The sequence below is a fragment of the Vasconcelosia minhoensis LEGE 07310 genome, assembly GCF_015207255.1.
GTDB classification, from domain to species: domain Bacteria; phylum Cyanobacteriota; class Cyanobacteriia; order Phormidesmidales; family Phormidesmidaceae; genus Vasconcelosia; species Vasconcelosia minhoensis.
In genome coordinates this window covers 1-7,767 of the sequence record NZ_JADEXG010000111.1, presented here as the reverse complement: position 1 = coordinate 7,767, position 7,767 = coordinate 1, and the positions used below count along the sequence as shown (strand labels likewise).

Here is a 7,767-nt window from a genome sequence, read left to right as displayed (position 1 = left end):
GTGCCCTTTTTTTTGCCTGATTGCAACCGTCTCCAAATGGCGCTGACGCTGCCGTCCTGTCTCACGCTGGTTCGGCTAAACCCGTCAACCGACTTTTGCTACCCGACTACTCCACTGTCGCCTAATAGTCGGCCTTTCGGTCTGTGGCCCAGAAGATGGACTTTGAGATCCTGGAATTCAATGGGGAAGCCGATCATGTCCACGCATTGATTGAGTACCCGCCGAAGCTATCGATTTCGCAGATCCTGAATGCTTTGAAAGGGGTTTCCAGTCGGCACTATGGCCAGGCAGGTTTACCCAAGCCCAAGGGCAATAAGGCGCTGTGGAGTCCTAGCTATTCGGCTGGCTCTGTAGGCGGTGCTCCTTTGGAGATCCTGAAGCAATACATCCAAACTCAAAGCCGCCCTGGAAGGGCGGGGCTTGAATCCCAATGATTTTGGTCACCCACGCCGGATTTCAAGTTGTCGGGCACGATGCACTTTGGCACGCCGCCAAAAAAGGCTAGTGCCCGCTGATGAGCCCCTATCCAGTACGGCAGAGCTTGGCTGGCCGTCGCTTCGGCATAGGTGTAGTTGCTCGCCCCCAAGCAGGCCACAAAGATCTGCGCTTCGCTTTCTTCACCGCTCGCCGGATGCCTCACTCGCACGGTGATGCCGCAGTAATCGACAAACAGCTTATCCCCGGCTTTATAGACCTGCCGCATCGACAGGTTCTGACTGCCTTTCCACTGATTGTAGCGACGGCAGAACTGGCCGTAACTTAGCGTCCAATCCTGGCTATCGATGCCTTCCTGCCAGAGCAGCGCCAGGGTGACGCCTTTATGACTCAGCTCCCGATGAACGGGCTCAAAATCAATCGCCTTCTCAGGTCTCGGTGCCCCCTGCCGTTTGCCTAGCTAGGCACCTAGGCTTTTCGAGTCCCAGTCGGGGTGCCGAAGCTGATGTGATTCAGCTGCCGAAGTTGGTGCGATTTGGGTGCCGAAGTAGACATCATTTTGCAACATCTGGTTTACCGAAAGCTCCGCGCTTGGGCATACCATCGTCATCCCAACAAAAATCGACACTGGATTGCCCGTAAGTACTGGCTTATTGGCTCTGGTGAAGGTTGGGTCTTTGCTTCCCGAAATGACCAAGGGACTCTGCGGTTGTTTCAACACCCTCAGACGCCGATTAAACGGCATGTCAAGGTACAGGGAAGTCGAAGCCCTTATGATGGCGATTGGCTGTACTGGAGTCGCAGAATGGGGCAATACCCGACGGCGACACCAACCGTCGCAAGGCTGTTGAAATACCAATCGGGAAAATGCTCACACTGCGGACTGTATTTCTGGCCCGATGACCGTATGGAAGTCCACCATGTGGACAGGAACCGAGATAATCACAGACGAGATAATCTGGCCTTACTCCATCGGCATTGCCACGACCAGGCTCATGCGATGTGTGTATGACAAGCACCAAACTGTTGAGGAGCCGTGTGAAGGGCTAAACTTTCATGCACGGTTTTGAAGACGAGCCGTTGAGGTGACTCGGCGGCTTAGTCTAACCTTTCCTGTATGTGGTTAGCGTTGGCTGGTTAGTCGTTCAGCAATCCCAAAAATCGCTGAACGACTGCGTTTAGAAGCTGTTGGGCTTAAAATACTCAAGCAGCAGCATGTTAGAAGCCTTACGGTCAATGACTTTAATAAAGCTCGTGTTGAGGCTCTTGTTGTAATACCAGGACTCTTCAGCTGCTGCATTTAGCTCTGTAGAATCGCTCAGTGCAGCAATTCGTTGGCCGTTGACAACAACTTTATCCAGGCATCCTGAGCTTCCCTTTGTCTCTGAAGGATCGTGCAGGATAGCGAGGAAGAAATGGTCTTCGTACTTAGGGCTGTAGCCGTCGTGAACGCGGGTAATGTCAATTTGCCGTTGGGTTGAATTGGTATAGCTATGGGTAATTAGCGTTTGACGGTACTCGCTGTTTGCTAGCTCATCACACCCTTGCTCTACGTTGTCTTTTATCGCTGACGATCGGCTCACGCCGTCATCTAAGTACAGGGTGTACTCTCCGCCAGTGAGATCGCTATCAGGATAAACATTCAACGTTATCGGATGAGCCTTGCCCTCTGCATTACGCTGACCTACATACTGTTCAACCTCAAGCATCGGAATAATCGCACCCGAGCGTACATACACAGGGATAATAAAGTTAATATGCTCGCCGTTGAGATTGAGATTAGCATCAAAATCTCGAATGGTTGTACCCCCTTCAACGTAGCTGCCCAACGGCATCTTGTTATTCACAAAGCAATACCAGTTACTGTCCTGAGGCAAATAGATATCTCGCTTACCGCCGTTAGTTTCCGACTGAGGCTCCAAAATAGGCGCAATCAGCATATCCTTACCGACGAAAAACTGATTCTCGATAAACGCCTGCTTATCGTTGTAAAGCGACTGATCGGCAGGGTCGTTAAGGAACATAGGGCGGCAGATGGGCATACCGTCTAAGCTGTTTTGGAAGAGACAGTCGTAGAACAGCTGTAGCAGCCGGTAGCGCAATTCGATGTATGCCTTACAAATGGGCAAGACCATTTCGTAAAGAGACTTGGGCTCAGGCACAGGCAAATTTCTCTCTCGGAAATACTGCTCATACATGAAAGGCTCTTGGAATTCCTTACGGCCTTTTCTGACATAGTGATTTCTAAACCAGGGCAAAAAAGCACCAACCGCAGTCCACCGAATTAGCAGCTCAGGGCTAGCCCATTTCCCATCATCTTCGTTAGAGGTTTCAAACCCGCCAATATCCTGCCCGCAGATGGCTAGCCCGCACATACCCAAAGAGAGCACCTGAGCCACGTTCATCTGGAGAAAATCCCAGTCGGAAGCATTATCGCCTGTCCACAGTCCGGCAAACCGATGAGACCCTGTAAAGCTACCGCGTCCAACAATAAAATTACGCCTGTTCTCTCTTCCTTCTAGGCGGTTGAGCCCTTCATAAGTTGCCTTATGCAAGTTATAGGAATACAGGTTCCAAACTTTAATAGCGGGCGTGAGCTTAGCCTCCTGGTCTGATAAAAAGTCATCAGTCACATAGAGCCTGAACGGAAATCCCTTCATATCTCCACAATTTTCACGGATAGCAGGCGTCGTCATGTCCTGCCACACCATCTCTAAGCCCATATCAAAGAGATACTTGTACTGATCTCCCCACCACTTGCGGACTTCTTTTCGACCCAAATCAGCATAGTGACCCGGCGTTCCTAGCTCATTGCCGCTATCGTCATTACCATAGTAAACCCCGCCCGTGAAGGGCTGGCCGCTGTTAAAGCCTTCTATCGCGTCGGGATTATTAGGGCGATACTCGTTTCCACTCCCGTAACACTGATAGCTTTTGCTAGCTGGGTTGTCCGGCTCGTAACGATTGTCCGCCACAAAGTAGCCATGCTCTAGACCTTCTTTGTAAGTCTGATAGTTAGGGTCTTTATTGCTGATGACAGGCGTGATATTGGTGCTGCACTTTATCCCCTGGTCTCTCAGGTTATGAAACATAGAGAAGGGATCGGGAAACTTCTGAGTATCTACAGTGAAGGTTTGATACTCGTGCTGTACATCGACATCGACATGCAGGCCATCGAGTGGAATCTGATACTCTCGGTGTTTTTGAACGGCCCACTCTAGCTTGTCTCGGCTGTCGTATCCGTAGCAGCCCTGATGGTAGCCCAGAATGTAGCGAGGCTTCAAGCGCGGACGGCCCACAATGGAGGTAAAGTCGCGCAGTACGTGAGCGGGTTCGCCATTCAAAAAGAAGTAATAGTCCAGATCGCCAAAGCGAGTGCCGAACATGTAGCGGCTTGAGTTGAGATAGCCCACATCCACCAGCACCTGGCCTGGGTTGTCAACAAAGACGGCATTAACGCTTTTTTTACTGGGAACACCGTTAAATTCAAAGAAGAAAGGATCTGAGTGATAAAGGGGCTCTCTGCTATCTAGCGGGCCCTGGTCATAGACCTGCCGGTAGCGCATATTATCGAAGTTGAAATAGTTCAGCTGAGCCGTATTTTTTTCAAGGCCATGACCGCCCTGCTCGCCAAAACCGATGTATTTAGCTGTTGCAGGTTTATTGACAGCTTGAATAATCGCATGGTCTTCTGGGCCGTTGGCAGTGTAGTAAATGCCGGGGCTGGCTGTTTGCCAAACTTTAAACACTTCTGCCTCAGAAACGTTGAATACCTCAATGTTAAAAGGGCTGAATGTAATCACCATTTTCAGGCTAGGGTCTTCTTCTGGCCCCCCCCTGGTGATAATCTCTATGCCGTCACTGGTTTCTGTTGCCGTTACCTTGAAGTCATTTTTGGTTTCTAGATGCTTCTTAATGGATTCAAAATCATCCATTATGATCGAGCTAGTGTTGCTTTGTGTATAGTCCGCTGGCTTGTTATTAGGATTGAAGCGAAAGCGGAAAGTGTCTTTTTGAACGAACTGAATAAGGGCGCTACAGGTGTCGCCGTTGCTTTTTTTAAAGTTGAGAGCGAAGGTTTCGCTGTCAGGATCAAAGGTGTAAGAAGCAACCGTTTCTAGTTTTTCCCATTCTTTGTAGCGAGAGAAATAGTCTTCTACTTTTATAAACTTGTAGGCGTCATCGGCGGAGAAGATAGAAGAAGGCATAGTTTTTCAAAGAGGTTGGATTTTTAAACAGCGATCACTGTTCAGGATTTACCTATCAATAGAATGCTTGGCTTGGCTAATAGCGTGTCTAATCAATCGGATGAAATTCATTGGCCATCCAAATGCAGTCGGTGTCCGCGTAGTATTGGTGCCAGGGATAGATAAAGCCACCCGACTCATCAACGCTGGCAAAGGGTAGATGACTATTTCCTGGATTCATCAATACATCTTCGTAAAGCGTATCGAAGTTGTTGGAATGAAACTTTTGCATCCGGCCCGACCCGTAGAGCTGGGTGTGAACTTCTAAAAAGTCGCGAGCGGTGTGTTTGTTGTGAATGGCCGCATCGGTCTGGGCAGGCGAAAACCACAGATTGACTTTGACCTGATGCTTTTGAATGCGCTTTGAGTGCGGGCGATCGGTCAAGCCCGTAGCAAAATAAGGGTCAAAAGCGACAATTCCGACATCGTACTGAGGAGACTTCCATAGCGGCACATCTTTGGGAAAGTCCATAAGCTCCCCAAGCTGACGCCACTTACTATCTAGTACGACGCCGCCGATATTTTTGGACTCAACAATCTCAATCAGTAGGAGAGAGTCTCCACTCTTGATGCTAATTTCTTGAAGAATCGTAGAGGTTCTGGGCCACAGATATTTTTCTGGCGCGACGGCAACGTAGGCTTTTTCTTCCCCTAAGTTGACAACAATAGTTCGGTTTTCTAGATAGTAGTTGTCTGCGTTTTTTAGCCAGAGCGCCTTGACGTATTTATCTGCAAAGTAAACAGGCTCTACAACGTTGGTCTGCGGCTTTGCGATGGTAGTCTGCATGGGCTTTCATACCTTGGAAAGTTCTTTGGGTAATGAGTCAGAGCGCGAGTTAGTCAGCGAGTTGAAGGAAAGCGATTCTGCACGATCCTGAGTCGCTAAATCTGACGAAGAGCCAGATGAGAGATCTTCGCTAATAGGTGCAAATCGATTGTAAAAAGTAGCAATTAAAGGATTGTCTGCACAGTAGTAGCCATCGACGGAGTAGCCGATAGTCGCAAAATCTAACCGGCCATCACCATCAAAGTCAGCGACGGCAATGCGAGCCGTGGAGTCTGATGAAACGCGCCATTTGACAAAGGCTCCTTTGGCTAGGTCAATAGCCTTATAGTAGTAGACGCCTTGCCATGGCTGTGGACCTCTGAGTGCCACCAAAAACTCGTCCTCTCCATCGCCATCAAAGTCTCCACAAATCACGAAGTGGCCGGGACCTTCTCCTAAAGGTGTAGGATTATCGTACACATCGAGCACATGTCTTTTCCACTTCCAGTTCCATCCGGGGTCGGGCTGAGATTCGGTATCTTTGTAGTACACTGCGACCGTATTGCCATGAAAGGGTTCAACCGTGGCGATGTAGGCAGATTCATCTCCGCCGACTTTGCCCATGTCCACGTTACCACTGCCTTTGTAGCCGGTTTTGGATGCCTGACTCATTTCGCCAGTTCCGATCAGCTTTCTGTTCCATTTTTCCTTCTCTGGATCGTAGAACAGCCAGGTGATTCCTTCTTCTGAGGCAATGAGTGCAGAGTCTAAATCGTACGGCGATTCGATGCCAAATTTTGGATGATACTTTTTAATCGATACCCCATGAACAACGTGGTAGTTCTCGTTGTCGATTAAATGCTCATCCCAGCAAGGTGCATTTTCAAGATCCTCTGGCTGCGTAAATAGCTTAACAGGAACCGTAGAGTGAACATCGTTAGGGCGACCCACAATAGGCAATGCTAGAACTTCTAGCTTTTCATTTTGAGTGAAATAACCTACTTTCAGCCGGTGCATCGATGTCGCTCGACCAATGTAGTGCCTTTCCCATTCGCCATCTGGCTCCCCTGGATTTTTCAGCCAGTCGATCTTTCCGCCTTTTGGGTCGGAGTTAATCATGGTTTGACCATACTGGTAGCAGATAATGATGTCTAGATTGCCGTCTCTATCGATATCTCCATGATCCATTCCTACCGGGCCTAGGTATTTGGCAATTCGCCTTTTGTGCCAGTTGGGATTTTGATACCAGTTCACTTCCCCCTCACCTAGTCCGTAGCCAACAATATCGGGCTTTCCATCAGAATCGATATTGAACGCATCAATCCAGTAGCCATCACCCCTTTTATCTTCTATAAGCTGTCGTTCAAACTCAGGCTTTAAAATGCTAGACATGGCGTTTAAAGATATATGCAAATTACGGTTGAAGAATGAGAAAAGGAAGAAGCGTAATTCTTGCTTTACACTTAATTATTCAATTTGTATTTAGACTAAATGAGTTTTTACGGTTGCACCATCGTCAAAATACGGAGCTGATCTTGAGGAAAAGTACTAAGTACATACAGAGATCCCTGTACAAGTGGTATTTTTAGACGCTCAGAAGCCCGATTTTGGCGTGGTTCATCGTGAGGTAACACTTTTGATGCGATCCGGTGATTTGGTTTTCGCGATCGCATAGGCTGAATGCTTGTCGCCAGTCCCCTTTTGTGATCGTCTCGCATGAGCCCTAGCCTTTCCGTCGCCGCCAGCCTATCTCCCGACATTCGCCAAGATATTGGCATCCAAGTGCTTGCTCGCTCACAACCCATCAGCCACCTAGCCGCAACGCATCAGGTCAGCCGCAAATTCGTCTATCAACAGGGCGATAAAGCGCAGCGCTCGCTCGATGAGTCCTTTGCACCTTCTCAGGAGGATGACGAGGTTCTACTTCATCTGCCTGTCACCAAAAGCTGGCTGTACCAGCTGATTCTAGGGCTAGTGCTGATTTGCCACAGTTCCTATCGCGGCGTGGTGGAACTGTTTCGCGACTTATTCGATCTGCCGATCAGCATTGGCACCGTCCATAACCGGCTTCAGGCAACCGCTGAGCAAGCCACTGAGATCAACCAACAGCACGAGATATTTCAGGCGAATAAGCCTGTGCTGGTGGGCGTTGATGCTGCTTCCACCTACTGCTATACTCTAGCCGGTTCGGGCTTGAACTAATTCTATAGTCATGGTGAAATTGAGTTAGCCCACCCAAAAGACACCGCGGTCATGATTCAACTAGAGTTCAGCGAAGCCGACATTAGCGCACTTGAATACGAGCGCTATCACCACCCT

6 protein-coding genes and 1 pseudogene are annotated in these 7,767 nt (G+C 48.9%); 3 read left to right on the top strand and 4 right to left on the bottom strand.

From position 1 onward, the window contains the following. Nucleotides 1-131 precede the first annotated feature (131 nt). A pseudogene (tnpA, locus tag IQ241_RS24460) lies at nucleotides 132-434 on the top strand (IS200/IS605 family transposase); the annotation flags it as partial. Here tnpA and IQ241_RS24455 read toward each other — a convergent pair. Next, a complete protein-coding gene (locus tag IQ241_RS24455; RefSeq protein ID WP_193912311.1) occupies nucleotides 395-703 on the bottom strand; it encodes a DDE-type integrase/transposase/recombinase in 309 nt (102 codons plus the stop codon). The pseudogene tnpA and the gene IQ241_RS24455 overlap by 40 nt on opposite strands. 267 nt (nucleotides 704-970) lie before the next feature. On the opposite strand from IQ241_RS24455, the gene IQ241_RS24450 reads away from it, so the two are divergent. Then, a complete protein-coding gene (locus tag IQ241_RS24450; RefSeq protein ID WP_193912309.1) occupies nucleotides 971-1,447 on the top strand; it encodes a group II intron maturase-specific domain-containing protein in 477 nt (158 codons plus the stop codon). A gap of 166 nt (nucleotides 1,448-1,613) precedes the next feature. On the opposite strand, the gene IQ241_RS24445 is transcribed toward IQ241_RS24450, so the two are convergent. The 3 genes from IQ241_RS24445 to IQ241_RS24435 form a co-directional block, all read right to left on the bottom strand. Continuing rightward, nucleotides 1,614-4,643 carry a TIM-barrel domain-containing protein gene (locus IQ241_RS24445; protein ID WP_193912307.1) on the bottom strand — a complete coding sequence of 1,010 codons (3,030 nt, stop codon included), beginning with the start codon at nucleotides 4,641-4,643 and terminating at the stop codon, nucleotides 1,614-1,616. An 88-nt stretch (nucleotides 4,644-4,731) separates the two neighbouring features. Next, nucleotides 4,732-5,469, bottom strand: coding sequence for a hypothetical protein (locus IQ241_RS24440; RefSeq protein WP_193912305.1), 738 nt, complete (start codon nucleotides 5,467-5,469; stop codon nucleotides 4,732-4,734). Nucleotides 5,470-5,475: 6 nt separating this feature from the next. Then, on the bottom strand, nucleotides 5,476-6,840 hold the full coding sequence (locus tag IQ241_RS24435) for an FG-GAP repeat domain-containing protein (protein ID WP_193912303.1): 1,365 nt from the start codon (nucleotides 6,838-6,840) through the stop codon (nucleotides 5,476-5,478). A gap of 324 nt (nucleotides 6,841-7,164) precedes the next feature. Between IQ241_RS24435 and IQ241_RS24430 the strand changes: the two genes are divergently transcribed. Beyond that, on the top strand, nucleotides 7,165-7,650 hold the full coding sequence (locus tag IQ241_RS24430) for a hypothetical protein (protein WP_193912301.1): 486 nt from the start codon (nucleotides 7,165-7,167) through the stop codon (nucleotides 7,648-7,650). Nucleotides 7,651-7,767 lie beyond the last annotated feature (117 nt).

Excerpts from the sequence above, each read along its gene's own strand:
- IQ241_RS24455 (WP_193912311.1), bottom strand. The coding sequence starts at position 703 with ATGCGGCAGGTCTATAAAGCCGGGGATAAGCTGTTTGTCGATTACTGC.
- IQ241_RS24445 (WP_193912307.1), bottom strand. The coding sequence starts at position 4,643 with ATGCCTTCTTCTATCTTCTCCGCCGATGACGCCTACAAGTTTATAAAA.
- IQ241_RS24440 (WP_193912305.1), bottom strand. The coding sequence starts at position 5,469 with ATGCAGACTACCATCGCAAAGCCGCAGACCAACGTTGTAGAGCCTGTT.
- IQ241_RS24435 (WP_193912303.1), bottom strand. The coding sequence starts at position 6,840 with ATGTCTAGCATTTTAAAGCCTGAGTTTGAACGACAGCTTATAGAAGAT.
- IQ241_RS24430 (WP_193912301.1), top strand. The coding sequence starts at position 7,165 with ATGAGCCCTAGCCTTTCCGTCGCCGCCAGCCTATCTCCCGACATTCGC.